General features: G+C 33.9%; 22 protein-coding genes, 1 tRNA gene and 1 pseudogene. 4 read left to right on the top strand and 20 right to left on the bottom strand.

The features are described 5' to 3' along the window. From ACKI3Q_RS08210 to ACKI3Q_RS08195, 4 genes are all read right to left on the bottom strand, one after another. The coding region (locus ACKI3Q_RS08210; protein WP_407416055.1) for a sugar phosphate nucleotidyltransferase at nucleotides 1-303 on the bottom strand (303 nt) is incomplete at its 3' end. An 86-nt stretch (nucleotides 304-389) separates the two neighbouring features. Further along, nucleotides 390-473 (bottom strand) — tRNA-Leu (locus ACKI3Q_RS08205). 56 nt (nucleotides 474-529) lie between these two features. Continuing rightward, a complete protein-coding gene (locus tag ACKI3Q_RS08200; protein ID WP_407416053.1) occupies nucleotides 530-946 on the bottom strand; it encodes a DUF371 domain-containing protein in 417 nt (138 codons plus the stop codon). A 19-nt stretch (nucleotides 947-965) separates the two neighbouring features. Then, on the bottom strand, nucleotides 966-1,895 hold the full coding sequence (locus ACKI3Q_RS08195) for a tetratricopeptide repeat protein (protein WP_407416051.1): 930 nt from the start codon (nucleotides 1,893-1,895) through the stop codon (nucleotides 966-968). A 170-nt stretch (nucleotides 1,896-2,065) separates the two neighbouring features. Here ACKI3Q_RS08195 and ACKI3Q_RS08190 point away from each other — a divergent pair, with 170 nt between their 5' ends. Further along, nucleotides 2,066-2,491, top strand: a complete 426-nt coding sequence (locus ACKI3Q_RS08190) for a GIY-YIG nuclease family protein (RefSeq protein ID WP_407416049.1) — start codon at nucleotides 2,066-2,068, stop codon at nucleotides 2,489-2,491. Here ACKI3Q_RS08190 and ACKI3Q_RS08185 read toward each other — a convergent pair. The 14 genes from ACKI3Q_RS08185 to ACKI3Q_RS08120 all read right to left on the bottom strand — a co-directional run bounded on the left by ACKI3Q_RS08185 (nucleotide 2,463) and on the right by ACKI3Q_RS08120 (nucleotide 20,697). Continuing rightward, complete coding sequence (locus ACKI3Q_RS08185) at nucleotides 2,463-2,945, bottom strand: hypothetical protein (RefSeq protein WP_407416047.1); 483 nt, start codon at nucleotides 2,943-2,945, stop codon at nucleotides 2,463-2,465. The two genes, ACKI3Q_RS08190 and ACKI3Q_RS08185, sit on opposite strands and share 29 nt — an antisense overlap. A 5-nt stretch (nucleotides 2,946-2,950) precedes the next feature. Next, nucleotides 2,951-4,498 carry a helicase HerA-like domain-containing protein gene (locus ACKI3Q_RS08180; protein WP_407416045.1) on the bottom strand — a complete coding sequence of 516 codons (1,548 nt, stop codon included), beginning with the start codon at nucleotides 4,496-4,498 and terminating at the stop codon, nucleotides 2,951-2,953. A gap of 4 nt (nucleotides 4,499-4,502) precedes the next feature. Continuing rightward, nucleotides 4,503-7,085, bottom strand: coding sequence for a DUF5814 domain-containing protein (locus tag ACKI3Q_RS08175; protein WP_407416043.1), 2,583 nt, complete (start codon nucleotides 7,083-7,085; stop codon nucleotides 4,503-4,505). Nucleotides 7,086-7,425: 340 nt separating this feature from the next. Further along, complete coding sequence (locus tag ACKI3Q_RS08170) at nucleotides 7,426-8,196, bottom strand: TMEM175 family protein (protein ID WP_407416041.1); 771 nt, start codon at nucleotides 8,194-8,196, stop codon at nucleotides 7,426-7,428. A gap of 112 nt (nucleotides 8,197-8,308) precedes the next feature. After that, nucleotides 8,309-9,127, bottom strand: a complete 819-nt coding sequence (locus ACKI3Q_RS08165; protein ID WP_407416059.1) for a DUF368 domain-containing protein — start codon at nucleotides 9,125-9,127, stop codon at nucleotides 8,309-8,311. 290 nt (nucleotides 9,128-9,417) lie between these two features. Beyond that, on the bottom strand, nucleotides 9,418-12,300 hold the full coding sequence (uvrA, locus tag ACKI3Q_RS08160) for an excinuclease ABC subunit UvrA (RefSeq protein ID WP_407416039.1): 2,883 nt from the start codon (nucleotides 12,298-12,300) through the stop codon (nucleotides 9,418-9,420). Between the two features lie 128 nt (nucleotides 12,301-12,428). After that, nucleotides 12,429-13,220 carry a hypothetical protein gene (locus ACKI3Q_RS08155; protein WP_407416037.1) on the bottom strand — a complete coding sequence of 264 codons (792 nt, stop codon included), beginning with the start codon at nucleotides 13,218-13,220 and terminating at the stop codon, nucleotides 12,429-12,431. Between the two features lie 14 nt (nucleotides 13,221-13,234). Then, nucleotides 13,235-13,429 (bottom strand): hypothetical protein, encoded by a 195-nt coding sequence (locus ACKI3Q_RS08150; RefSeq protein WP_407416036.1) that lies wholly within the window; start codon nucleotides 13,427-13,429, stop codon nucleotides 13,235-13,237. A 73-nt stretch (nucleotides 13,430-13,502) separates the two neighbouring features. Further along, nucleotides 13,503-14,144 carry a YczE/YyaS/YitT family protein gene (locus ACKI3Q_RS08145; RefSeq protein ID WP_407416034.1) on the bottom strand — a complete coding sequence of 214 codons (642 nt, stop codon included), beginning with the start codon at nucleotides 14,142-14,144 and terminating at the stop codon, nucleotides 13,503-13,505. 61 nt (nucleotides 14,145-14,205) lie between these two features. Beyond that, entirely contained in the window at nucleotides 14,206-16,167 is a 1,962-nt protein-coding gene (gene uvrB, locus ACKI3Q_RS08140) for an excinuclease ABC subunit UvrB (protein WP_407416032.1), read from the bottom strand. Continuing rightward, a complete protein-coding gene (locus tag ACKI3Q_RS08135; RefSeq protein ID WP_296799076.1) occupies nucleotides 16,164-16,463 on the bottom strand; it encodes a hypothetical protein in 300 nt (99 codons plus the stop codon). The genes uvrB and ACKI3Q_RS08135 overlap by 4 nt, the downstream gene beginning before the upstream one ends. A 226-nt stretch (nucleotides 16,464-16,689) precedes the next feature. Further along, nucleotides 16,690-19,062, bottom strand: a complete 2,373-nt coding sequence (locus tag ACKI3Q_RS08130; protein ID WP_407416030.1) for a C69 family dipeptidase — start codon at nucleotides 19,060-19,062, stop codon at nucleotides 16,690-16,692. 287 nt (nucleotides 19,063-19,349) lie between these two features. Then, complete coding sequence (locus ACKI3Q_RS08125) at nucleotides 19,350-20,264, bottom strand: ribose-phosphate diphosphokinase (RefSeq protein ID WP_407416028.1); 915 nt, start codon at nucleotides 20,262-20,264, stop codon at nucleotides 19,350-19,352. Between the two features lie 67 nt (nucleotides 20,265-20,331). Then, nucleotides 20,332-20,697 carry a zinc-ribbon domain-containing protein gene (locus ACKI3Q_RS08120; protein WP_407416026.1) on the bottom strand — a complete coding sequence of 122 codons (366 nt, stop codon included), beginning with the start codon at nucleotides 20,695-20,697 and terminating at the stop codon, nucleotides 20,332-20,334. 129 nt (nucleotides 20,698-20,826) lie between these two features. Here ACKI3Q_RS08120 and ACKI3Q_RS08115 point away from each other — a divergent pair, with 129 nt between their 5' ends. Then, nucleotides 20,827-21,741, top strand: a complete 915-nt coding sequence (locus ACKI3Q_RS08115) for an ADP-ribosylglycohydrolase family protein (protein WP_407416024.1) — start codon at nucleotides 20,827-20,829, stop codon at nucleotides 21,739-21,741. Beyond that, complete coding sequence (locus tag ACKI3Q_RS08110) at nucleotides 21,728-22,210, top strand: hypothetical protein (protein ID WP_407416022.1); 483 nt, start codon at nucleotides 21,728-21,730, stop codon at nucleotides 22,208-22,210. Before ACKI3Q_RS08115 ends, ACKI3Q_RS08110 begins: the two co-directional genes overlap by 14 nt. On the opposite strand, the gene ACKI3Q_RS08105 is transcribed toward ACKI3Q_RS08110, so the two are convergent. Continuing rightward, nucleotides 22,200-23,621, bottom strand: coding sequence for a Mur ligase family protein (locus ACKI3Q_RS08105; RefSeq protein ID WP_407416020.1), 1,422 nt, complete (start codon nucleotides 23,619-23,621; stop codon nucleotides 22,200-22,202). The genes ACKI3Q_RS08110 and ACKI3Q_RS08105 overlap by 11 nt on opposite strands. A gap of 72 nt (nucleotides 23,622-23,693) precedes the next feature. After that, nucleotides 23,694-25,574 (bottom strand): ATP-dependent protease LonB, encoded by a 1,881-nt coding sequence (lonB, locus tag ACKI3Q_RS08100; protein ID WP_407416057.1) that lies wholly within the window; start codon nucleotides 25,572-25,574, stop codon nucleotides 23,694-23,696. 289 nt (nucleotides 25,575-25,863) lie between these two features. On the opposite strand from lonB, the pseudogene ACKI3Q_RS08095 reads away from it, so the two are divergent. Next, nucleotides 25,864-26,098, top strand: a pseudogene (locus ACKI3Q_RS08095) (cobyric acid synthase CobQ); the annotation flags it as partial.

Genomic DNA, 26,098 nt, shown 5'->3' with positions numbered 1-26,098 from the left:
TTTTTGCCTTACATAACAAATATCAGCCAAATCCGTGATTGCACGAACTTGTCTTAAACGATCATCTTTACCTGCACTTTGCAATGTCTGTTCAAGTTCAAAAGATTTATCAAAGTGATCTTCAATAGAACGCTTATTTCTACCGGTTACGATTAAAATATCATCGATACCTGAAGCCACCGCTTCTTCAATAACATATTGAATAGTTGGTTTATCATATACAGGCAACATTTCTTTAGGTTGTGCCTTTGTAGCAGGCAAGAATCTTGTACCAAAACCTGCTGCAGGAATAACTGCTTTCATATTTTATCACCATTTATTAATTAGATAAATATAACTCTAAATTTTAAAACATATATAGTTAATCAAAAAAAGAAAATTCGAAATAGTGCGGGGGACGGGACTTGAACCCGCGAAGGGACTAACCCACTAGGCCCTCAACCTAGCGCCTTTGACCGCTCGACCACCCCCGCATAAAACAAAAGTGGTTATTAATAATTATGTTTTAATGATTATATATAGTTAACTATTATTCAACGATTTTAATAGTAACTTCCAGAATTTCTTCATTTTTTAAATCATTGATTAAATCAAAATTCAAGTCACGAGCAGCTTTTGAGGATTTAATCATTAATGTCCTGGGACAGGTGAAGTCACTGGTTCTGCAAACAATATCTGTAGGATGCGTTAAAGTCAGATCTTCATGCCCAAAGCCAATAATTTCATCATGAGCATTAGGAGTATCCAGCAAAACTAAAATCCTAGTATTGGAATTCGCAATTTTATCCTTGAATTCCTGTGGGAAATCCAGCATGGAATCATCCATATCCACACCGATTATGCAATCTGCAGTTGGTCCAATTTCCAAATCTTTTGTTATCTCAAAGGTAGATTTATGAAGAGATGATACATTCTTATGACCCTTCGATTTAATCTTAAATTCCATATGAATATATCTATTTTAACTAGTTTTTATTAATTGCCTTCAAGTCTTTGATGAAATCCAAAAAAATATCCGAATTTGCAATACCTCCGCTGTGAGGATTCAGCTTAAAAGCGTTCACATAAGTTTCATATGCTTCATCATATCTCAATAAATTTAAATAACAGGATGCCTTATCAAATAAATAGCAGTCTACATTAGAATCAATGGACAATGCTTTATCAAAATCATTTAAGGCATATTCATACTTTCCATATTCCATGAAAATCTTCGCCTTTAAATACCATGAATAGGAAATGTCCGGATTCAGTTCCAGCGATTTATTTACATTAATTAAAGCTTCATCAAAATGTTTTGTTTCATATAATGCATCCGCTTTCAGCATATATGCATGAGGATATTCAAAAGAATCGTTTAACACCTCTTCCAATATTTCCAATGATTCATCATACCTCTCCATGCTATTCAAATACTGAACTTTAAACAATTTGATATCATTATTTTCGGAATCAATTTCCAGAAGCCTATCCAAACATTCATAAGCCGCATCCAATTCATCCAACCTTATTAATGCAACTGATTTGAAGCTTAATGCCAATGTATTTTCATCATCTATATTCAATACCTCATTATAGCATTCAATAGCTTTAATATATTTTTTCAAAATCAGGTAACAGTTTCCTTTAATATTTAAAATAAAGGGATCTTTTTTATCCTTCAAATTTTCATCACATAATTTTATAGCATCCCTATAAAGTTCATAAGCCTCATCTTTTTTATCAAGTCTTAAATAGCATTGAGCTTTACTCATCAACAGCAAAGGATCATTTATTTCAAATAAATCCAAATTATCAAGATATTCAAGCGCATCATCGTACTGCCTAACACTCATATGGGACAATACATTATCAAGGACATCAATTTTATCACAATCATATTCATAATAATCCATAGATTTCACCAATATTAATTTATACAACTTATTTTATATTATATAGTTTTTAAATTTATCTATTATAAGTTTAAACAATATAACTTTGTTTAATTAAAAAAATAAACCCGTATAAATATTTATTTCAACTTGTAAAATAATATAAGCATTGAAAAATAATATTAAAAATAATGAAGGGATGCTACTGTTTAGTTATTGCAGTTGAAAATAACAGAAGATTAAAAGTAGGAAAAAAACTCAAAATTGATTTTAAAAAAGGAACTTACGTTTACGTTGGATCAGCAATGAATAATCTGGAGTCCCGTGTAAAAAGACACATTTCCAAATCAAAAAAGCTTCACTGGCACATCGATTATCTATTGAAATATGGGGAAATAGTTGAAGTAATATATAATCTTGACAAAAAAGTGGAATGCGAATTGGCTTTGAAATTAAGTGAAAAAAACGAATTCATACAGGATTTCGGCTGCAGTGACTGTGATTGTGAAAGTCACTTATTTTTCTTTAAAAATAGAAATGATGCTATTGAAGAAGTAATCAATGCTTACGACTCAATAGCTTGTCCATTTAGAATTGGTATTTCTGACTTTTCTTGAACTTATATGTGATATCAAAAGTATTAAGGGCAATCTTTCGCAATTCATCAATATCACAATCGGCAATTTCAGCCCATTTATTTTCCAAATCCTTAATTTCAGATAAGATTTCTTTTCCATAGTCAGTCAGGACAACGTCATATGGCAAATCATCAACATCCAAAATTTCCACCAAATCTTTTTTGGCCAATTTTTCATATCTTTTTAGAAACAATCTTGAATGGAGTTTGAAGTGTTTGTCATCATCTGAAATTTTTGCAAATTGCCTTACACGAACCTTCCTATGATGTTTTTTACTGTGTTTAGCTACATTCTTCAATAACTTTATCTGACTTTCGTGAAGATGTATGCTTAAATTACTTCTAACATAACTGATTTTAGATTCATGTATTATATCTATCAATTTAGATGCATCTTCCATTGAGGAAATTACATCAACATGAGGGTGAGCCATACCAATCACTTCATCTGTCCGAACAATCCTCTCATAATACCTTTGGTCACTTCACGTGCAACAGTATTTGCTGCAGTAGATGCCGCTCTTTCAACAGCCACTTGCTGAGCAGTCTTTTTAGTCCTTCTACCTGCAGGCTGTCCTCCGCCCAAAATGCTTCCCAAATCAAAACCGCCGAGGGATGGACCTTCGGCCTCTTGAGTTTGAGGGGCTTCTTCAGGAGCTTCCTGAGGTACTGGTGGGGTTTCTGGAGCAGGAAGCACCTCACTTTCAATATTTTCATTTTGATTGATTTTATTTGCAAGAATTTCATAAGCGGATTCATTGTCAACAGCCTGGGCATACTTATCCTTCAATTCTGACAGATTAATCAATTCCGCCCTTAATGCATCATCAATAGGTCCAATATATGATTGTGGAGCAACAATGTTGACTTTTTCAACAACAGTTGGAACACCGCCTTCATCCAAGACAGATACCAATGCTTCACCAATACCTAAATTGGAAATAACTTCTGCAGTATCAAATTCAGGATTGGCCCTGAATGTTTCTGCAGCAACCTTAACCGCTTTTTGGTCTTTTGGAGTGTAAGCCCTTAGGGCATGCTGAATCCTATTTCCCAATTGGCCCAATACTTCATCAGGAATGTCTGCTGGAGACTGTGAAATGAAATACAATCCAACGCCTTTAGAACGAATTAAACGAGTAATCTGTTCAATTTTTTTGAGGAATTCAGGACCCATATCATCAAAGATCAAATGTGCTTCATCAAAGAAAAATACAAATTTAGGCTTGTCTGCATCCCCTACTTCAGGTAACTGTTCATATAATGAAGATAACATCCAAAGTAAAAATGATGAGTAAATTTCAGGAGACATGGATAATTTTTGAGCATCTAAAATATTGATTACACCGTATCCAGAATCATCAACCCTTAAAAAGTCATTCAAATCAAGAGCAGGTTCTCCAAAGAAATCATTTCCTCCCTGATCCTCCATGGTAATCAAGTTTCTTAAAATTGTATTGGCTGATTTTGCTGCAATTGCACCATACATAGGTTCGTAAACATCCTTGTGCTCAACAACATAGTTTATCATAGACTTCAAATCTTTAATGTCAATGATAAGTAAAGATTCTTCATCCGCCACTTTAAATACAATGTTTAAAACACCGCTTTGCGCTTCAGTTAGGTTTAAAATTTTAGATAATAATGTAGGACCCATTTCAGACAATGTTACACGAATAGGCAAACCTTTTTGCCCGAATAAATCCCAAAATTCAACAGGGTATGCCTTAAGCTTAAAGGAATCGATTCCTTCAACCCTTTTGGCTACATTTTCATTCATTTCTCCGGTTTTTGCAAGACCTGAAATATCTCCTTTCATGTCAGCGAGAAATACTGGCACTCCCATATCACTGAAGGATTCAGCCAGTGTCTTGAGGGTTATCGTTTTACCGGTTCCCGTTGCACCTGCAATCAAACCATGCCTATTTGCCATTTTTGGTAGTAAATAAACATCACCACCAATTAAAATTTTATCTTCTACAAACATTTTATTACCCATTTTCTATTTTTTTAATTAAATAAGAAGTTTTACGTTCAATGCTCTTACGATTAAATGCTTTTGCTATCCTTTTTATTGCATCTAAGTTTTTAACGAAATTATCTAACCATGAGAATATATCTCCGGGATAAACTTGAATCTGATATTTTCTGAATAGCTTATTTGATATGTCAACCGGGTCCTTGCCTTTCAAACGTTCATGAATTATCACTTCAGATATTCCGAGTTGCATACATCTGCAAAATGGCCTGTCCTGACAATTGCACTTTAAGAAGTCACTTTGAAGACGTATTAAAGCATCCTGGAATTTTGAATCCAGCTTATCTATGGCTTCACCGGAAGAAATGATATCCAATGTGGACTCTGCAAACAGCCTAGTTGAAAACTTGATTTTCAATGCATTTGCTATCTGATTGTGAATAACTGAAGATAAGTATGCATTTTCAAACAATTCCAAATCCAGAGCCATTGCAATTATTTTAACCATTAGCTTATCATATTCCTGCCTGTTTTTATACATTGGAGATAATTTAACATAATTAATCAAATAATCCCAATCGTCAAGAGCCGTCCTAATAAATTCAGCATCATCTATGCTTAAAAATGATACTGATGTGGCCCTTCCATATTTAGTTATTTTAAAATCATCACTTATTAAACCTAACTTTTTCATTTCACCAATTGCAATTTCCAAACTGATTGGAACATCAATATCTTTATAGAAATCAGTCAATTCATCAAAACTTTTGATGGATGTGGATGAAATATCAGCCAAAATCTGTTCATAAGAACTTTCTTCATCATATTCTATAAATACATCTTCACTATTGCTTTCAAGCAGTTCCAGTGCTTTTGCCTCTTCACTTTCTCCTGCAAAGTCATTTCCAACTTCCGGAATCAAATATACAATACCCCTATCGTGATAGCTAGGTCTTCCGGCACGTCCCAGCATCTGTGAAAATTCATTAGGATTAATCCATTGGTTACCCATTACAAGAGAGTCAAAAATTACTTGGGATGCCGGAAAGTCAACACCTGCAGCCAATGCAGCAGTAGTGACAACAACAGACAGCCTGGCCCTGTCAAAGTCCTTTTCTATCTTTTCTTTTTTATAATATGATAAACCTGCATGATATGCAGCTGCATTAATATGCTTTTCCTGCAAGAAGTTAGTGATTTTGTGAGTTTTACGTCTTGAATTGGTAAATATTATGGTTTGTCCCCTATATCCTTTCTTAGATTTTGAATTGAATTCTCTTTTAGCCAATTTAGCCATCAAATGACGTTTTGATGATTCATTTCTGACATAAACCAGGTGCCTTTCCAGCGGCACTGGCCTGTCCGGATATTCAACCAGTTTCATATTAAATTCATTAGCTAAAAACTGAGGATTTTTAACTGTAGCAGACAGTCCTATGATTTGGGTTGACGGATACAAATGCTTGATTCTTTTAATCAAACCGTTTAAACGAGTACCACGATCCTCATCATCAATCATGTGAATTTCATCTATTAAAACTACACCCAAATTGCTTAATGTATTTGAATTTCCGTTTCTAAGTAAAAAATCAATCCCCTCGTATGTTGCAACAACAATATCTGCTTTTGAAACATCAGAATCCGGCAGTTTTAACTCACCTTTAGCCTTTACACGATTGCGGCCAACCTTAATGGCTACTTTCAAACCAAGCTTTTTGTATTTCTTTTTGAAATCACGATATTTCTGATTTGCCAAAGCCACTAAAGGCGTTAGAAAGATGAATTGCTTGCCTTTTAAAGCCTGTGAAATACCTGCAAGCTCACCAACCAAAGTCTTACCACTTCCGGTAGCACTTACAACAAGCAAATCTTTTCCTTTAAGCAATCCTTCATGGATAGCCAAATATTGTACAGGCAAGAGCTTGTCATTTCCGTTTTCAATCAGAATATCTCTAAAATCATGGTCAATTTTTAAACGCTTCATTTCGACTGTTGGAATCTTCAATCTGGACTTTAAGGATGTTCTATCAAATAATGTCAAATCCCTATTTTTTAATGGATTGAAATGTGGATCAATGACAGATAAAGTTTTTTCCAAATTTCCAGTTTTTTCTAAAGTACTCTTAAGATTTCTAAAAATCTTTTTGTCAAATCCCTGAAGCTTAATTTCATTTTTGATTGTATCCAAAGCACATTCCTTACATATTAATTGATTTTGATATTTGTAAGAAAAATCAGAATTAACGATAGTAATTTTCCCATCATAAGCGCAGTAATCACATACGCGAGTGTGCCTAACTTTTACATTAAGACCCTTTAGGAAATTTTCCACTTTCTCATCATGAGTCGCTAAAAATACGGCCTGGGAACGAAGAAGTTTAATGACTTCACCCGGAGGAACTAACTTTTCATTTAATGTGGAATTTTCCTTAAAATTATAATCTGCTATAAATCTAGAAATAGATAAAGAATCACCCTCATTTGTAAATTTAATATTCCCTACAAATTCCGGCTCTCTTTTATGATTTAGTGCACCTTTTGGTGAACCTATAGGATATAATCTCCACTGTTTTTTTATCTTTTTTAAAACTAGCATTATATTTTAATATAAGTTTAATAATTAATAAAATTTGAGATAAGATAAAAATTAAATAATTTCTATCAGTTCTCTTCTTCTTTTAATACATAATACAATACATCGAATAAGCCGTCAAACCACATAGTATTCCCCCAATTATTTTTTTAGAAATAATTAACCTTTTTAAATAACAACATCCTATGAATTAGATTTGTTATTATGATTAATTACTTCACACTCAATAAGGCATTAAAAGAAGGAGTATATTAATGTTTTCGCATGTAATCACTTGCGTTAATTAAAAAAAATCCATAATCAGTATCCGTCTAAAAGAAAAAGAGAAAAAAAGTATTGGGATTTAGTCCTCACCGTAGATGCTTTGTCTAATATTATCAACTAACTCCCTTTCCTCATCAGTCAGTTCTATATTAACTAATTGGTCTTTTGTAGAACGTTTCATTCTAATTGCAAACCTTAAAATTAAAATCAATACGAATGATGCTATACTAGCTAACGGAGAGAAGAATGCTAATACAAGAGATATTATTGAAGTTATAAAAGGTGAGAGCAACAGATAGAATAATGTTAACACAACACCTCTAGCATATATTCTTAGATTGTCTAATTCGATACCGTCATCATGCTTTTTGTCTATAACAGTTTTTATTTCATCTTTTTTCTTAAAATACTCAGAATAATTATCCCTGACCAATATTATAAACATTACAATGTATAATAAACTGGTTACCATAATCAGCAATGAAAAAAATACATTTACAAGAGTATAATTATAAAAATTGAAAAGAAATCCTGTTGCAAAGGGTGTTAAACAGACCGTTGCCATTGTAAGAACATTTAACGACAATACATCATTGCTTACTTTTGTAAAATTATAAAGAATAACAGTATTTTCCCAGAAATTATATACAATATAAAAACTTAAGAAATATATTAGAATCGACGGAATCAGGTAAGTTATAAAATACTCATTTAAAGCAGCACCCGATGTTATTTCAGATACAGCCGGAGCAGCAATTTCCAAAACAAGAATTGTCATAGCGATTGCAAAAACACCGTCCGTAATTGCAACCATCCTTTGCCTATAATTATTAAAAATATTATGTACCATTAATATTAATTAGAGTTTTTCATTTTATTTAACTTTTTGCAGAAAAATTTTAAGATTATGAAATGAAAAATTTAACGAAATTATATATTTAAAAAAAAGAATTGGAATTTGATTACTCTATGTAATCAAATTTTGTTTCCATGATTATAATAATTACAAATGCAATAACTGCAACGACAAAACATGGCACTAAAGCGGAAATGCTTAAACCGGTAGCATTGACTATTTCAACACCAGGAACCCTAAGTGATCCAAGCATGACTCCAATAAGAAATGCCATTGTTACCTCTTCATGGTTTTTAAGCAGATAATTCAATATTTTTGAAAATCCAAGAATACCTATTACTGCACCCACCACAAAAACAATGATTTCTGTGAAATGAAGTTGATGAAGAGCATTTAACATGTATTTGTATTGCCCAAGCAATAACAATAAGAATGATCCAGAAACACCGGGCAAAATCATAGCACAGATTGCAATCATTCCTGAAATGAACAATATGGGCAAAGAGTGATTGGCAGCTATTGGATTTAGACTAACGAAAACATAAGTTAAAATACATCCGATTGCTGCAAATATTATGTTAGTCAAATTGATTTTATTAAGCTTTTTAAATAATACTACAGCTGAAGCTATAATTAAACCTAAGAAGAATGAAAATGTTAATGCAGTGTGAACATCCATACAATAGGTAACCACTTTAGCCAATGTTAAAAAAGCAACCCCAATACCTAAAATCAACGGGATTAAAAATTTAAAATCAAATTCTTCAAGTAATTTATTCCAACTTCCTTTAAAATCACCTTTAAATAAAGGCTTTATAAATCCGAATTTAATATTACTGATTGCCTCTATCAGATGGCCATAAATTCCAGTAATCAATGCCATTGTTCCGCCGGAAACACCTGGAACGATATCAGCAGAACCCATTAATAATCCACGAATAAAAATTAAAAATGCTTCATAAAAATTAAAATTCACATTATCTCCTCAACTATTACTTTTTATTATCTTTATTAATAATAGTTTTGCTAAATACATTTCAATACCATTTTGAATGAAAACTTTAAATAATTAAAATAATATATTAAAACATATCTCCCATTAAAGAATTAAATTCAATGTTTTTGTATTGTGAGGCTTTTTGCTTCACAATCAAACATTGAAAAATTAAAAAAAAACTATTTTTTACATTAAATTAATTAAAAATGCTAAAAAAACTATTTAGCATCCATTAATTCCTTTGCATAAGGAGTGATGTTTTCATTGAGTACTTTATCTAAAAATTCACCAGTATAAGTGCCGCTTTTAGACACATCTTCTGGAGTTCCTGTTGCAATAACACGTCCTCCACCATCTCCACCTTCGGGACCCAAGTCAATGATATGGTCCGCAGTTTTAATAACATCCAAGTTATGTTCAATGACAACAATTGAATTGCCTGCATCAGTTAATCTGGCAAGTACATCTAGCAAACGTTTAATGTCAGCAAAGTGAAGACCAGTTGTCGGTTCGTCTAAAATATATAATGTATTTCCTGTACTTGTTCTTGACAATTCCTTTGCCAGTTTAATTCTTTGAGCTTCACCACCAGACAATGTAGTTGCAGGCTGACCTATTTTCATATAGCCCAATCCAACATCATCCAATGTCTTAAGCTTTTTATGTATTTTTGGAATGTGTTCAAAGAATTCCAATGCTTCTTCCACAGTCATTTCCAGGACTTCATAGATATTTTTACCTTTATAACGAACATCTAATGTTTCATCATTATACCTTTTACCGCCACAGACCTCACACGGAACATAAACATCAGCCAAGAAGTGCATTTCTATTTGAACAATACCGTCACCGGAACATGCTTCACATCTTCCTCCCTTAACGTTGAAACTAAATCTGCCCGGCTTATATCCTCGTGCTTTAGATTCAGGAGTGTTTGCAAATAAATCACGAATATCTGTAAATACTCCAGTGTATGTAGCAGGATTTGATCTTGGTGTACGTCCGATTGGTTTTTGGTCAATAGCTATGACCTTGTCAATGTTTTTCAATCCTTCAATTTCATCATATTTGCCTGCAAAAGTGAATTTATGAGATAATTCTCCTTTAGTTCCCTTATATAAAATTTCATTAATCAAACTACTTTTTCCGGAACCGCTGACACCAGTAACACAGGTAAACTTGCCTAAAGGAATTTCAACATCAATATCTTTAAGATTATTCTGTTTTGCTCCTTTAATTGTTATCAACTCCCCATTTCCTTCACGGCGAGTTTTGGGAACATCTATGACTTCTTTTCTTGAGAGATATCTTCCGGTTATTGAATCTTCACACATCATGATTTCCTGAGGTGTACCCTGAGCAATAACTTTACCGCCATGCTCACCGGCTCCAGGACCAATATCAACCACATGGTCTGCAGATAATATCGTTTCCTCATCGTGTTCAACGACAACCACAGTATTTCCAAGATTTTTTAGCCTTTTCAATGTTCCTATTAGCTTAACATTATCCCTTTGGTGAAGACCTATACTCGGTTCGTCCAAAATGTATAAAACACCGACAAGCCCAGAACCAATTTGAGTAGCCAACCTAATCCTTTGAGCTTCACCACCTGATAAGGTACCTGAAGACCTTTCCATTGAGAGATAGTCAAGCCCTACATCAACAAGGAATTTTAATCTTTCCCTGATTTCCTTTAAAACCTCTTTTGCGATAAACTGTTCCCTTTCGGTTAATTCTAAATCAAGGAAGAACTGATAAGCATCTTTGATTGGAAGTTCTACAACATCAGCAATTGATTTGCCTCCAACAGTAACCGCTAAAACTTCAGGACGCAATCTTTTACCGTTACAGACATGGCATTTCCTGTCGCTCATGAATTTTGAAATGTATTTTCTTGAATAATTTGATTTTGTTTCAAGATATAATCTTTCCATTCTTGGAATTACTCCTTCAAATCTTCGATTTACCATATAAGATTTGTTTCTTCTTTTAAAAGTGAATGGAATCTTGTCATTGCATCCATATAATATTGTATCCTGATATTCCTGAGGAAGCTCATTAAACGGAACATCCATACTAAAGTTAAAGTAATTTGAAACTGCTTCCAACATCTGATAGTAGTAATTCTCCCTTTTAGCAGATTTTGACCATGGGGCAATAGCTCCTTCATTCAGCGTATAATGAGGATTAGGTACTATCAAACTAGGATCAATTTCCATTTTAGAACCGATACCGTTACATTCCGGACAAGCCCCCTGAGGAGCATTGAATGAAAACATACGTGGAGTTAATTCCTCAAAGTTTATTCCGCAGTCAACACATGCGAAGTGTTCTGAATATTTTTTTTCGTATTCACCGTCATCTGTTGTGAATAATACATTGATTAAACCCTCTGCAAACTCTGCAGCAGTTTCAAGCGAATCGACAAGTCTTCTTTTGAAATCAACGTCTTTTCTTATTTTTAAACGATCCACAACCACTTCAATATTGTGCCTGTATGTTTTAGCAAGGTCAATGTCTTCTTCCAGGTCACGGATTTCACCGTCAACCCTTACACGGACAAAACCCTTGTTTCTCAATTCCTCCAGGACATCCTTATGCTGACCTTTTCTGTCACGGACAATTGGTGAGAGTATCTGAATTTTAAGGCCTTCACCCTCTTCAATTATACTGTCCCCAATTTGACCTATAGTCTGGTGTGATATTTCACGCCCACAGTTAGGACAGTGCGGAATGCCTATTCTTGCAAACAATAATCTTAAATAATCATAAACTTCCGTAATGGTACCTACAGTTGATCTTGGATTTTCCCTTGTTGTCTTTTGATCAATTGAAATAGCTGGAGATAATCCTTCAATATATTCCATTTCCGGCTTTTTCATCTGACCCAAAAACTGTCTTGCATAGGCCGATAATGATTCAACATATCTACGCTGTCCTTCAGCATAAATTGTATCAAAAGCCAATGAAGACTTTCCAGAGCCACTTAATCCAGTAATCACAATGAATTCATCACGGGGGACGCTTACATCAATATTTTGCAGATTATGCTCTCTAGCTCCCTTAATGATAATTTGTTTTTTAGACTCCCCTGTCATAATAATCTCCTAAACTAATATTTTTGTTCTATAATATATAAACTATTAGAGAGAGCATTTGATTAGAAATAATTTGAAAAAAAAGATTTGATTAAAAGTAAAAAAAATAAAAAAAGAAATGAAAAACACTATGCTCCGCCAGGGATAGTGTATTTGTCATTTATTCCATAAAATATTCCGTCACCTTTAGTCTTTTTACTGACATTTGAATAGGCATTGCTGAATATCGCATTTAACAGTTTGAATCCATCCTTATCAATGAAGTCAGCCAGGGTAGAATTGTTCTCCCTAATTGCCAAAGTATCCTTTTCTATGTTAAAGCAGGCCCCATATAATATTTGAGCTGCATTTTCATCAACGGATTCTGGAGGATACTGTTCAGTCAATTCCTGTGATGTCAAATATTTTTGGAAGTCCTTCCATTCTTTTTTAAGATCATTACCTGCATTAGTTAGTTTTCCATCAGATAAAATATCCTTGTAATCTTTAGATGTATATTTATTTTCATTTTCAAGCGCTTTCTTATAATCAATAAAATCTTCGTAAAATTTATTGGCTATTGAAGAGTTTTTACTTTGTTTCAGCATTTCCTTCAAGTTGAACTTTTTACCTTTATTCATTGTTTTCAAAAGCTTAATTGCTGAAGTTTCTGAAGTTTTTAATTCTCCTTTGTTTGCTATTCTTAAGGTTATACTTTTCATTACTTCGATATCTTCTTCAGTTAATTTTTTAGAAATATCATGTGATTCCGGCCATTCAATATTACATTTAATCTGATTTTGCATAATCAAATCAAGAATTGTTAATGATAGACCATTGATGGTTATTTCAGGATTACTGTTAAAACGTTTGTTAATAAATAATGTAGATACGATTGGGAATGCATCATCACTAGGTGGATTCTTAATATTTTCAGACATGAAATTGCCTCCAATTATTCATCAGCTTCATCTTCTGATTCTTTTAATGATTCTAAATAATTTTCATGAATTTCTTCAGCCAATTCATCATTTCCTTCAATAATCGGTCCAGTATAATCGCAGTCATAACATACAAATTGTGACCAGTTTTGAGGAATAATCCATTTTACGCGTTTAGAACCGCATCTTGGACAAATTTTATGCATCATTATATCTTCTCCATTATAAATATTTCAAATATATTATACATTTTATAATATTTATTTATTTTGTTTGAAAAAATCATTCAATTAATCTGGAAATATACGGGTCAAAATGATTTTTAAGTATCTTGACAATAGGTCCTATGATTAAAGCTGAAATGATTGTACCTTCACGTACTCCGGCCAGATATCCTAAAAATATGACTGACAAAATGGCTGCAATGATAACCATTGACGTGTCAACATAGGGCTTTACCTTTGAAAACTCCTTATTCAATACTTTTGCAATAGCTACAATAATACCGTCTGCCGGAAGGTAGACCACTTCAGTTTGAATTTCCAGCAGTACTCCAAAAGCAACTACAATGCAACTTACAAGCAATAATATTAATTGGCTAATATAATCATGAGGATTTATGAAATTAACAAGCATCAATGAAAAATCAACAAAAAAAGAAAAGATTGAACCTATAATAAATTGCAGATATTGTCTTTTTTCAAAATCTCTTCCTAAAAGAGCAAATTGAATAACAATGTAGATAACAGTAATTACAAACATCACTTCTCCAACACTCAATTTAACAATCAGACTGCAAACATAGGGGAGACAAATCAACGGGGAAGTTCCCAAATTAGCTTTGATGGATAGAGAAGCTCCCAAAGAAATAATGAATAATGAAATTAAATATATCAGATATCTGTTGATTTTTTTCCATCCCATAATTAATAATATGAATTAATTAGATATTTAATTTAATTTGTTGATACATATGTTTAAAAAATCAGTTCTTTTCAAAGCCTTTAAGCGCATATAATTTGTTTCTTAACTCTGCTGCCCGTTCAAAGTCAAGCCTTGCAGCCGCCTCTTTCATGTCACTTTCAACATCCTTAATGAGTAGTCGCAATTCATCTTTAGGCATTTTACTAATGTCTGCACCGGACGCAATCTTTTCTTCGGCTTCGGTTTTTTCTTTCAGGGTTCTTGTAGTGGATTTCGGTACGATTCCATGTTCCTCATTATATTTCATCTGGAGGAAACGGCGTTTTCTGGTGATATCCGTTGCATTCCTGACGGATTGGGTCATTTCATCAACATACATTATTACCTGACCGTTGACATTTCTTGCAGCACGCCCGATTGTTTGAATTAATGATGTTTCATTTCTTAGAAATCCTTCTTTATCCGCATCCAAAATAGCTACAAGAGAAACTTCAGGCAAATCAAGACCCTCTCTTAACAGGTTTACACCGACAAGAACATCAAATGTTCCCCTTCTCAAATCATCAACAATGTCAATTCTCTCCAGGGTATCAATTTCCGAGTGCATATATCTTACTTTTATACCTATTCTTGCATAGTAATCGGTTAAATCCTCTGCCATTCTTTTGGTTAATGTTGTAACAAGTACACGTTCGTCCCTTTCGGCTCTCTTTTTAACTTCACCGAGCAAATCTTCAACCTGGCCTTCAACAGGCCTTATTACTACTTCAGGATCAACCAGACCTGTAGGACGAATAATCTGTTCAACCACATTTCGTGACTTGGCAAGTTCATATGGTCCGGGAGTTGCAGATACATAGATTACCTTGTCTATACTTGATTCAAACTCATCAAACCTTAAAGGTCTGTTTTCTTTTGCTGACGGCAGCCTGAATCCATATTCTACAAGGGTTTCTTTACGTGCACGGTCTCCATTGTACATTCCGCGAATTTGGGGAACCGTCACATGTGATTCATCAATAATCGTTAAAAAATCATCCGGGAAATATTTTAAAAGAGAGTATGGCTTTTCTCCCCATTGACGTCCGGACAAATGCATTGAATAGTTTTCTACTCCAGGACAGTATCCCATTTCCTGAAGCATTTCAATGTCAAAACGGGTTCTCTGCTCTAATCTTTGAGCTTCCAATATTTTATTCATGGCATTTAACTCATTCAATCTGTCGTTCAATTCGGCTTTGATGTTGGCCAATGCCACATCCATCTTATCCTGTCCGACAACAAAGTGCTTTGCTGGGAAAATCATGTATCTTTGAAGGCTTTCTTTTTTCTTGCCGGTAACATTATCTATGATACTTATTGCATCTATTTCATCACCAAAGAGTTCAATTCTTATCGGAGGCGTTCCATGAACCGGATTGATTTCAATGACATCACCCCTGACCCTGAACTGTCCTCGGTCAAATTCAATATCATTTCGCTCATATTGCATGAAAACTAGCCTTTTAATAATTTCTGAACGGTCATAGATATCGCCAACAGCTATTCCGAATGCAAATTCCCCATAGTCTTCAGGAGAACCTATACCATAAATGCAGCTTACACTGCTGACAACAATAACATCATCCCTTGAAAGCAGTGACTGGGTTGCTGAGTGTCGCATCATATCAATGTCTTCATTAACAGAGGATTCTTTATCAATGAAGGTGTCCGTTCTTGGCACATATGCCTCCGGCTGATAATAATCATAATAGCTGACAAAATATTCTACCGCATTATCCGGGAAAAATTCTTTAAATTCCTCATATAATTGCGCAGCCAAGGTTTTATTATGTGAAATAACTAAAGTTGGTTTTTGAACTTTTTCAATGACATTAGCCATTGTAAAAGTCTTACCTGAACCTGTTACTCCCAATAATGTCTGTTCCCGAACATCATTATTGATACCATCAACCAGTGAATCAATAGCTTTAGGCTGATCACCAAGTGGTTTATATTGTGAATTAAGCTTAAATTCTTTCATGAGTTATCTACAACAACATTAAAACTAATATGGGTATATCTAGCAGAGCAGCATGGCACTACCTTTTCATCCCTAACGGTTAACTTACCATATTTTGCAAATTTAGATTTAACTTCCTTCATTATGTCAGAAGCATTTCTCTCATCAAATATTCTTAGGGAACCTAAAAAAGTTATTTTTCCCTGAGCATTCATTACAGAAATTGTATCAACAACAAAAGGCTCATTCCATTCTTTAAGAATGCTATTTGATTCATCCATTAAATCCTGTTTCATCTTTTCCTTATCAACTGGCATTCTATTCCCCCAATACATCTTAAAATATCTATCACTTATCTTATACAATAGATTATATTATTAAAATTATATTAATTAAATATTATCACTATCTTTCAGATTAGTGCAATGTTATTTAATACCAATCCAACATGAAAAAAAATTCGTTCTAATTTTTCTTTAATTTTAAAGATATTTGTTTAAATTATTAAAAAAATAAAAAAATTGTTGAGACTATAATTTAATCTCAACTGGTGACAGTAATTTTATTTCCAATGCTATTTCCATTATAACTTGAAGTTATTATATATTCACCAGACATTAAGTTAATGTTTAACTTAGCCTGACCATTGCCGTCAGTTAACCTGTTGTAGAATACGCCATTAATGTTAAATGTAACATTTTTACCAGCAAGGACTTTTCCCTGACCATCAATCAAAGTTGCAACAAATTGATCAGGAGTTCCATATTTTTTAGTTAAATCATTAGCTGATAACACCGGTAAAACTGTAATATTATTAGATGCCTCACATCCTTTGTATTCTGCAGTAATAACATAATTTCCAGGCTGTAAGTTAATATTTAATTTTGCAATTCCTGATTCATCAGTTGTACGAGTGTAAAATACACCATTAATGTTGAATGTAACATTTTCACCTGCACCAACAGGATTACCGTCATCACCAATTAATTTAACAGTGTATTGAGTAGCATTTTTATAATATTTGGTGACATCACGGTTTTCAGTGATTCTTGAAATTACTGTAACATTATTTGTCACGTTTTCACCCGTGACTGTGTTGATGGAAGTAATTATGTATTTTCCGGGATTAAGGTTAATATTCATTTTAGCTATACCATTCGCACCAACTGTACGGTTATATGACATGTAATTTATATTGAATGTGACCACAGTTCCATTGGCCAGGTAATTTCCTTCATTGTCAAAAAATGTTGCATAAAATTGTGTTTCATTTCTAAAGACTTTGACAATGTCTTTTGCATAAATGGTTGAATTGGTAGTGTTGCCTGGTACATCAGGAACATATTTATATTTTGATGCATTAAGCTTTATTTCCATTGGAGGTATAACTATCACATCACCATCACCATCGATTTTAAAACTATTACTATATCTGCTTTGTGTCCAAGCCACCTCGTTGAGTATTTTTTTCCCGTCATTGAATGCCATGGTCTGCATATAATTACAGTATGAAGTGATATAATTTGCCCTAATATTCTTATCCTCTATTTTCTCTGCTTGTTCAATTACTTTACTCATTCCAGCAAACATATTACTTTCCGCTTCATACCAGTATGCTTTCACAGATTTACCGTAAATTTCGTAATCTCCCGGTTCCATACATCGAGTAGAAATATCCTTAAATAGATAGTAAGGGTAATTTGTATCAAAGACATCGCTTTCATTTGCAGGCTGATTAGCTGCATAAGCTTCACTAACATTTATACAGTCATTGGATAATGGTACAAGAACACCAGAAATTACTGGACCTGAACTAACCCAACAAATACATGACATTTCTGCCGGAAGGTCAGGGAACACTTGTATCACATGGGCACTTAATGTTGCTTCAGTTCCAATCACACGTATATCATTTCTGCCATTCTCATCAGGACAATATTTTGTTCCTTCATACCTATTACGCACAATCCGACTAACATCTTGTAGTGAAACGCTTTTATCTGGTGTAAAACAGAGAGGATAGACAGCTTTTTGGTCATAGTCTGCACCGAATTTTGAAGGCGCAAGAATCTGATGTCCAATCCAAGTCCTCATATGAGAGTAGTCAGCGACAGTCTCTATTCCTGAATATGTGTCAAGCAAATTAACCTCATTATTTTCACCATATACCACGAAACCATTTTTCTCTGCAAGACTAATTAATTCTTTAGATATAATATAATCATCAAACTCAGATAAGTATTCTAAAGAAAACTCATTACCAAATACGGATACTTTGTCGGTTGGCAGCTTCACAGCAGCATACTGATGTCCGGTATACATCTCTATATACCATGCTTCGCTCTGATCAGCAATGATAGCAATATTGGACTCGGCGCTACCATATTCATCAATAATTCCTAAAAGAACTCCTACACCTTCTCTGGCTGTTTTACTCTGACAAATCACAAGATCCGTAGCAGCATCTTCACAAATACCTGTGTCGACTAATGGGTCTGCGCTTAATGCAGCCGCATTTGCATATGCTGTAACAGACATGGTCATGACTACACCATATTCATTAGTACATGCAGCCGCATCAGGGCAGGGCTGATCCCAATTGTTTAATGTACTATTCATATATGGTGTCGCAGTGTATTTATAAGTAGTTTCTGGAATCTCTGCTTGTACCGATCCATCAATATTTACAGGCATGGTCCGTCCGGATTCATTCTCTACTGCAGGAGTTACTGTTACATGATTTCCCCAGACTCCAGGATAATCATTTGTTCTGGCAACAATTATCGAACCATCATCACTTACATCCTGCCCTACATATACTGCAGTACATGCTGCGCAGGCCTGCAAACTACACAATAGCACTCCGCACAAAAGTAAAATTAATAATTTTTTGGATAAAAATTCTAACCTCAACATGAAAAAATCCCCTTAAACATTCAAGAATTATTACGATATTTTAATATAAAAAATACCATATTTTGTAAAAATATCTGTAATAAACAAGACATATTAATCTTTTTTTAATATTTTATTTTTAATTAATTATAAAACTTTTGAAAAGAATTTGAATGTATGGGACTATTATTTCAAAAATCTTAAAATCTTATCCAAATTATTTAAACAGATTAAAAATTAATATGTTTATCGTTAAAAAAAAGAAATATATAATAAAATTCATCTTTTGATGAATTAAATATATGCTTTTAATCTCTCAATGCTTCTGCAATGCTTTTTGCAATGGATACACGGGAAGTATCGGAAGACAGACTGTTTGTACCGATAATTTTTTCTGCGCCTGCCGCATAAATTCTAACAGCACCGTTGTTTGTTAGAATTGGGTGTACACAGCATACATCAACCTTACTGGCACCGTATTGCTTTAAAATGTTTATTGCATTAACAATGGTCCCACCGGTAGCGATGATATCATCAATAATAACTGCATGCTTGCCTTTTACTGAATCCACATTAACAGTATTTTCACTTTCGCTGTCACATCTAACATCAACAATCCTAGTTTCTACTTTATCCGGCCCTAAACGAACTTTAGATAAATATGTGCAATCACAGTCAATGATTTCAGACATTTCCTGTGCAAAACCATATGCACCCTTATCCGGAGCAATAATCAATGGCTTCTCATCAGTTTTCTTGAAATATTTCTTATTTAAATATTCAGCTATTGCAGGCATTGCTGAAATGTTGCGCGCTTTAATGTTGAAGAAGTTTAAAACACATTCTTCATGGATATTGAATGTAATAAATTCATCGGCGCCAGCAGATTCAATCAATTGACAGATGATTTTAGCAGAAATGGCTTCACCGTCATTAAATCTTCTCTCTTGTCTGGCATATCCCATGTACGGAACAACAGCACGAACCTTTTTGGCACCGAGTTCCTTAACAGTGGAAATTAAAAATATTAACTCCATCAAGTTTTCATCCTGTGGAAAACCGGTAGATTGAATAATAGTTACTTCATCTTCGATTTTTCCATCAATACGTAAATATTTTTCTCCATCCGGAAATTTCTTTATTTCAACATAACATAATTCTTCCCCTAATTCCTTAGCAACATGGGCTGCCAAATCCTGAGAAGCTGAACCGCCTATAATCATAGTATCACCAAAATTTTGTATACACTAATAATTATGATTTTTGACTAATAAAAAGTTAAGTATGAATTTAATGCAACATTACATAGAATGATAGGGAAACACCAACAAGAGCAATGAACAATTGAATATAACCATGCTTTTTAATCTCCCAAATTGGAGCTTGAATTAAATAAAATGGTAGGAACAATCCGAAAAATGTAAAAAAACCAAGATTTGAATGTTTTGAAAACATATTTATTATAAAACCACTCCATGAAAGAAAAATAGTAATAATATAGGATATTAGTATTGCTTTTTTATTAACTTGAGGATCAGCATTTATTATCCTAATATTTCTAGGCTGAAGCCCTTCAACCAAAGGAGTACCACATTTGGCACAATAATCATAATCATCCCGATTTTCATATTTACATTTAGAACAGATTCTTGTCATTAATAATTAATTAATCATTATAAATATTTAAAATTTATTTTTTACAATAAATATCACTAAAATGTTATTATCAACTTATCCCATATTAACTAATAGCATAGATTTTTCAAGATATCAAGAGGTTTAAACATGAAGGTTAAAGATGGAATAATCGGATTAATAATTGGTGACACCCTGGGCGTTCCTGTCGAATTCACTTCCAGAGAGTCATTGAAAGAAAATCCTGTAACTGATATGAGAGGTTATGGAACCTACAATATGCCTCCGGGAACATGGTCTGATGATTCAGCACTGACAATAGCTACAATGGCAAGCATTGCAAATAAACAGGCCATCGATTATGAAGATATGATGAAAGAATTTACAGCATGGATGAAGGATGGAAAATACATGCAGTATCACGATACTTTTGATTGTGGAATAACGACAGCTTCAGGAATTTACAATTATATAAATGGAATTGAACCCGTTAACTGCGGTGAAACCGGTGAACGAGACAACGGAAACGGTTCCCTAATGAGAATTCTGCCCTTGGCTTTCATTCCGGATATCGGTTATGAAACAATTGAAAATGTATCCGGATTGACTCATGGCCATTTAAGGTCCAAGATTTCATGCGTTTTTTACATCGAAATGGCCAAATCAATGCTTGAAAACGATTTGACAATTGATGAACACATTGATTTAGCAAGCAATAAAATCAAAAAGTATTATAAGGATTCCGGTGAGTTGCATCATTTCAATAGAATCTTCAATGATGATTTGAACGATGAGGATACAATAAGCAGCAAGGGATATGTCATTGCCACATTTGAAAGCGTAATCTATTGTCTTAAAACTACAGATAATTACAGGGATGCGGTTTTAAAAGCTGTTAATTTAGGTAATGATACAGATACTGTCGGTGCAATCTGCGGAGGATTGGCAGGAATTTATTACGGATATGATGCAATACCTATAGATTGGATTGAATCAATTCCTGAAATTGACAAAGTACTTGATTTATGTGAAAGATACGGGGCGTATTGTGATGGATGTTTATGAAACAATTAAAAATATAAGGGCTAAATGTGATATTTATGTAGCTCCAGATTTGGTCGCCACAATCATTGATGAAAACAACTACATGGGAAGCAACACCATATCAGAAATTAAAGGATACGGTATCACAGAAGAGGATTCCTATGAAGATAAGTTCATGAAAATCCTGAAAGATGAAAATATCTTCATCAACTGCGGAATGCTTGCCTTCATCCCAATGATTAATGAATGCGATATCTTTTCCGTTGTTGATGATACAATCAAAATCACACAGGAAGAGTATGATGAAAATGCTAAGGAAAATGAAGTCTATTTTGGAATTCTAATTGAAAAAAATTCTTCTAACCACAGGATTGGAATGATTGATTTGTGCAACTGCAAATTAGAATCAGGTTTTAGAGAAATTAAAAAGAGTGATGATGGACTATACAAAAAATTGGCTGAGATAATTGATGAAATGATTATCTCTTAATTAATTTTTGCTTTATACTTTCCCACATTGCCTGCTCTTCACCGCAGCCTGTCATTATAACATAATCGTATTTTGATTCAATAGCCAGTTCATATAGCATGTTAATTCTTTTTTTCATTTCATCATAACTTACCGGATAAAATTCAGCATCAGGATACTCCTTTTTAATGATATTATAATATTCCTCAGCCTTTTCTATTGATTTTCTTCCGGGAACTACAATTACATGAGCAGGATTCATCGCTTTAATTACCTTAAAGTGGTCTTCGAATATGTCTTCCTCATTTTCATCGGGAGTGGTGTAGATAAATTCCAAAGGTCCATCAACAAACTGATTCATGAACAGTGCATTGATTTTAGCCGCATCACCGTTATCACCCTGACCTAAGCCTACCATTTTATTGCCAATGCGAGTCACTTCAAATCTTCCAGGCGGAATGAATGACATATCCAGATTGTCAAATACCTTATGAATGGTAGATTCTATATCATCTACTTTTGGAGTGAATGTTGCATAAGTAGTTATTGAAGCCAAAGTATTGTAAATATTGTGGAATCCAAATGGCGGAACAGTTAAATCAACATTAAAAGAGATTTCATGCTTATTCGGATAGTTAAACAAGTTACCTTCTATCGTCAGCATCCATTTTTCATTTGTGAATTCAACATTTGTAAGCTTTACATTTGGTTCCGGACGTTTGAATCCGCATTCGCATGAATAAACTCCCCTGTGATTGAGGAAGCGTTTTTCATAATTTAACTCCCTGCCACATGCAGGACACTCGACAACATCTGCATCAAAAAAGTCATGAATGTCATCGACTTCCAAACCGTAGTAATGGACTTTAACATCGTTTCGTTTCTTATAACCCAAATATGCGGTTCTCGGATCGTCAGTGTTGGTAATGATAAATCCCTTATCCATACCCTGCGACAAAAGTTCCTTGGCCTTATAATAATCTTTAAATGGATTTTTAACCCCTGCCACTTGAGCATGCTCAGGTGAAATTGTTGTATAGGCTACACCAATCGGGTCAACAACCCTTTGAACGGTATCGGGAATTCCGTATTTGATGTTACGGATACCATATTCAAAAACACCGATATCTCCTTTTTGTTGTATTAAAGCAGAAGCTATAGCATTGATAGTGTTACTTTCAAAACTGCTTCTTATTGGAATATCATTTGACAATAAATTGATTAAAAGAGTAGTAGTAGTTGTTTTACCGTTAGTTCCTGTCAGTATAATTGAACCGATAGCCAAATCATCAGACAATTCTGAAATTGCATCAATTCCTGCAACTCTTGTAAAAATTATTCCTGCCAAACTCTTTCCACTTCCGGATCCCAACTTCGAAAGTGGTGCCCCAATTTTTGCCAATGTTTTTGCAATACCTACCCTAATACTCATAATATTATAGTTATACAACAAAATATATAATTATTACGAAATTTTAAAAAAAAATAGAAAAAAAATAACCAACTAGTGTGTAGTTGGATTATTTAATGGTGATTGAGGAACTTTGTCAGCAACTTTTGAACCAATCTCTTTCATTTTTTCAATCAATTGGTCTTTTTTGCTTCCGCTGATTAAGATATTTTCTAAAACATCACTTAATGTTTCTGTTGGAATAATTTCAATCATTTCTTCGTATTTTTTCTCAATCATTACATCTTTCAAGTTTGATTTTGGAATCAGAACTTTTTTCATTCCTGCTTCTGCAGCAGCTTCGATTTTAGCTGTAGCACCACCGATAGGCATTACATCTCCACGGACATTAAGTGAACCGGTTAAAGCTACAGTCTGGTCAATTGGAATATCCTCTACAGCAGATATTACAGCAGTAGCAATACTTACACTGGCTGAGTCACCTTCAACACCATCGTAAGTCTGGATAAACTGAACGTGAATATCATAGTCAGACAAGTTCTTGTTGGTGTATTTTTTAATTAATGCACTTACGTTTTGAACTGATTCTGATGCGATTTCACCTAATTTACCTGTAGCGATGATTTGACCACCGTTTTTAGATTGTGCAGGTGCTGCTTCAGCTGCAATTGGTGATACTATTCCGCTTCTATCTCCAATTACTGCAAGTCCGTTTACTAAACCTACTCTTCCACCTTCAGAATTAACCATACTGTATTCTTTTCTTTGGATAATTGACCTGTCAGCTATTTGCTGTTCAAGGGTTCTTGCGAATTTCTTAGCTTCCAGAACATGTTCTGCCCTAACTAAATCTTCACCTTTTTCAATAGCTACATCACCAGAAGACCTTACCAATCCGCCGAGCTCTCTTAATCTTAATGTTAATGCATTCTGTTTACCGGATCTACGTTTTGCTTCCATAATAATTTCATCCAATGCATCCGGAGCAAAATGAGGTATTCTTCCGTCATTTTTAACTTCCTGCGCTACGAACTGGACTAGCTTTTCCCTGTTTTCAGTAGTATCTTCCATATAATCTTTCATGAATACTTCGTAACCGTAACCTCTGATACGTGATCTCATTGCAATATGCATTCCTTCAAGAACCTGTATGTTACCTGATGCCACTAAAACAAAGTCACATGGCACTGCCTGAGATCTGACCATTGCACCACTTGAGTTTTCACTTTGACCGGTAATTGAATATTGTTTTTCCTGCATTGCAGACAGTAGTTCTTGCTGGGTTTTCATTGACATTGTACCTATTTCATCAATGTATAATACTCCTCGATGTGCCTTGTGAATCATACCTGCTTCTACACGTTCATGTGCTGGAGTTCCCAATCCTCCAGACTGGTATGGGTCGTGACGTACATCACCGAGTAATGCTCCTGCATGTGCTCCTGTTGCATCCATAAACGGAGCAAATCTTTTTTCTTCATTATTTACAAGTAATTTTGGAGCCATTACATTACCTTTTGGTTTGATTTGAATTGAAATAAGTAAAATTAATGCTGCTGCGATAATGGATTCAAGTATTCTTCCATAGAAAAATCCAATCACTAAAACTCCACCAATAGCTAATGTTGTAAGAAGAGTTTTGCGCTCTTCATGACCTTTAGCAGAACCTCTTGTTGCCTTAACTATCTTTTTACCTTCCCCTGCAGGTACGGTTCTTACAAGTGGGTGGTTATTATCTTCTACATTCGGATAGATTAAAACATCCTGTAAAGTTTCATGGGGCAATATCTGAGCCATTCCTTTTGCAAGCATTGATTTTCCAACACCAGGATCTCCTATGAGCAAAATATTTCTTCTCTGTTTTGCCGCTTTTTTAATCGTTTCAATGGACTCTTCATGTCCAATAACCTGATCAATTAATAATGGAGGAACATCAATGTCTTCTGAACTTTTGATATTATCATAATCCAACATAGGTTTAGTTTCCTCATCATCGCTTACTTGAGCGACTTCAGGCTCTAAAACAACCTCATCAGAAGAGTTATCAATTGGCTCTTGTTCATCAAATTTCATTAAAAAACCTCACTATCTATAATAAAAAAAATTCAACATTATATAACATTTTCCTACTACTAAATATATTAACTTTCTTATATATAAAAAGTTTTCTATTTTAGTAAACTAAAGTTAGAAAAATAAATTATTTAAATCTTCACATAGAAAGTAACTATAATTAAATTTAAAAAAATTAAAGTGATATTTTATGGCAAAATGTATAATGGTTCAGGGAACCTCATCAAATGCAGGAAAAAGTATGCTTGTTGCAGCCTTATGTAGAATCTATAAAAACCGAGGATATAAAGTAGCTCCATTTAAATCTCAAAATATGTCCTTAAATTCATATACCACCTTTGAAAACGGAGAAATTGGAATAGCTCAAATGCTGCAGGCAGAAGCTGCAATGGTTGAGCCAAGCATTCACATGAATCCAGTATTGC

The organism is Methanobrevibacter sp. (assembly GCF_045636185.1).
Classification (GTDB): domain Archaea; phylum Methanobacteriota; class Methanobacteria; order Methanobacteriales; family Methanobacteriaceae; genus Methanocatella.
The sequence above is the reverse complement of the archived record's forward strand: the minus strand, read 5'-3'. Positions and strand labels throughout refer to the sequence as shown.

Coding starts and splice junctions, on each gene's coding strand:
- ACKI3Q_RS08200 (WP_407416053.1), bottom strand. CDS start 946: ATGGAATTTAAGATTAAATCGAAGGGTCATAAGAATGTATCATCTCTT.
- ACKI3Q_RS08195 (WP_407416051.1), bottom strand. CDS start 1,895: ATGGATTATTATGAATATGATTGTGATAAAATTGATGTCCTTGATAAT.
- ACKI3Q_RS08190 (WP_407416049.1), top strand. CDS start 2,066: ATGAAGGGATGCTACTGTTTAGTTATTGCAGTTGAAAATAACAGAAGA.
- ACKI3Q_RS08185 (WP_407416047.1), bottom strand. CDS start 2,945: ATGGCTCACCCTCATGTTGATGTAATTTCCTCAATGGAAGATGCATCT.
- ACKI3Q_RS08180 (WP_407416045.1), bottom strand. CDS start 4,498: ATGTTTGTAGAAGATAAAATTTTAATTGGTGGTGATGTTTATTTACTA.
- ACKI3Q_RS08175 (WP_407416043.1), bottom strand. CDS start 7,085: ATGCTAGTTTTAAAAAAGATAAAAAAACAGTGGAGATTATATCCTATA.
- ACKI3Q_RS08170 (WP_407416041.1), bottom strand. CDS start 8,196: ATGGTACATAATATTTTTAATAATTATAGGCAAAGGATGGTTGCAATT.
- ACKI3Q_RS08165 (WP_407416059.1), bottom strand. CDS start 9,127: ATGGGTTCTGCTGATATCGTTCCAGGTGTTTCCGGCGGAACAATGGCA.
- uvrA (WP_407416039.1), bottom strand. CDS start 12,300: ATGACAGGGGAGTCTAAAAAACAAATTATCATTAAGGGAGCTAGAGAG.
- ACKI3Q_RS08155 (WP_407416037.1), bottom strand. CDS start 13,220: ATGTCTGAAAATATTAAGAATCCACCTAGTGATGATGCATTCCCAATC.
- ACKI3Q_RS08150 (WP_407416036.1), bottom strand. CDS start 13,429: ATGATGCATAAAATTTGTCCAAGATGCGGTTCTAAACGCGTAAAATGG.
- ACKI3Q_RS08145 (WP_407416034.1), bottom strand. CDS start 14,144: ATGGGATGGAAAAAAATCAACAGATATCTGATATATTTAATTTCATTA.
- uvrB (WP_407416032.1), bottom strand. CDS start 16,167: ATGAAAGAATTTAAGCTTAATTCACAATATAAACCACTTGGTGATCAG.
- ACKI3Q_RS08135 (WP_296799076.1), bottom strand. CDS start 16,463: ATGCCAGTTGATAAGGAAAAGATGAAACAGGATTTAATGGATGAATCA.
- ACKI3Q_RS08130 (WP_407416030.1), bottom strand. CDS start 19,062: ATGTTGAGGTTAGAATTTTTATCCAAAAAATTATTAATTTTACTTTTG.
- ACKI3Q_RS08125 (WP_407416028.1), bottom strand. CDS start 20,264: ATGATTATAGGCGGTTCAGCTTCTCAGGATTTGGCAGCCCATGTTGCT.
- ACKI3Q_RS08120 (WP_407416026.1), bottom strand. CDS start 20,697: ATGACAAGAATCTGTTCTAAATGTAAATATGAAAATCGGGATGATTAT.
- ACKI3Q_RS08115 (WP_407416024.1), top strand. CDS start 20,827: ATGAAGGTTAAAGATGGAATAATCGGATTAATAATTGGTGACACCCTG.
- ACKI3Q_RS08110 (WP_407416022.1), top strand. CDS start 21,728: ATGGATGTTTATGAAACAATTAAAAATATAAGGGCTAAATGTGATATT.
- ACKI3Q_RS08105 (WP_407416020.1), bottom strand. CDS start 23,621: ATGAGTATTAGGGTAGGTATTGCAAAAACATTGGCAAAAATTGGGGCA.
- lonB (WP_407416057.1), bottom strand. CDS start 25,574: ATGTTGGATTATGATAATATCAAAAGTTCAGAAGACATTGATGTTCCT.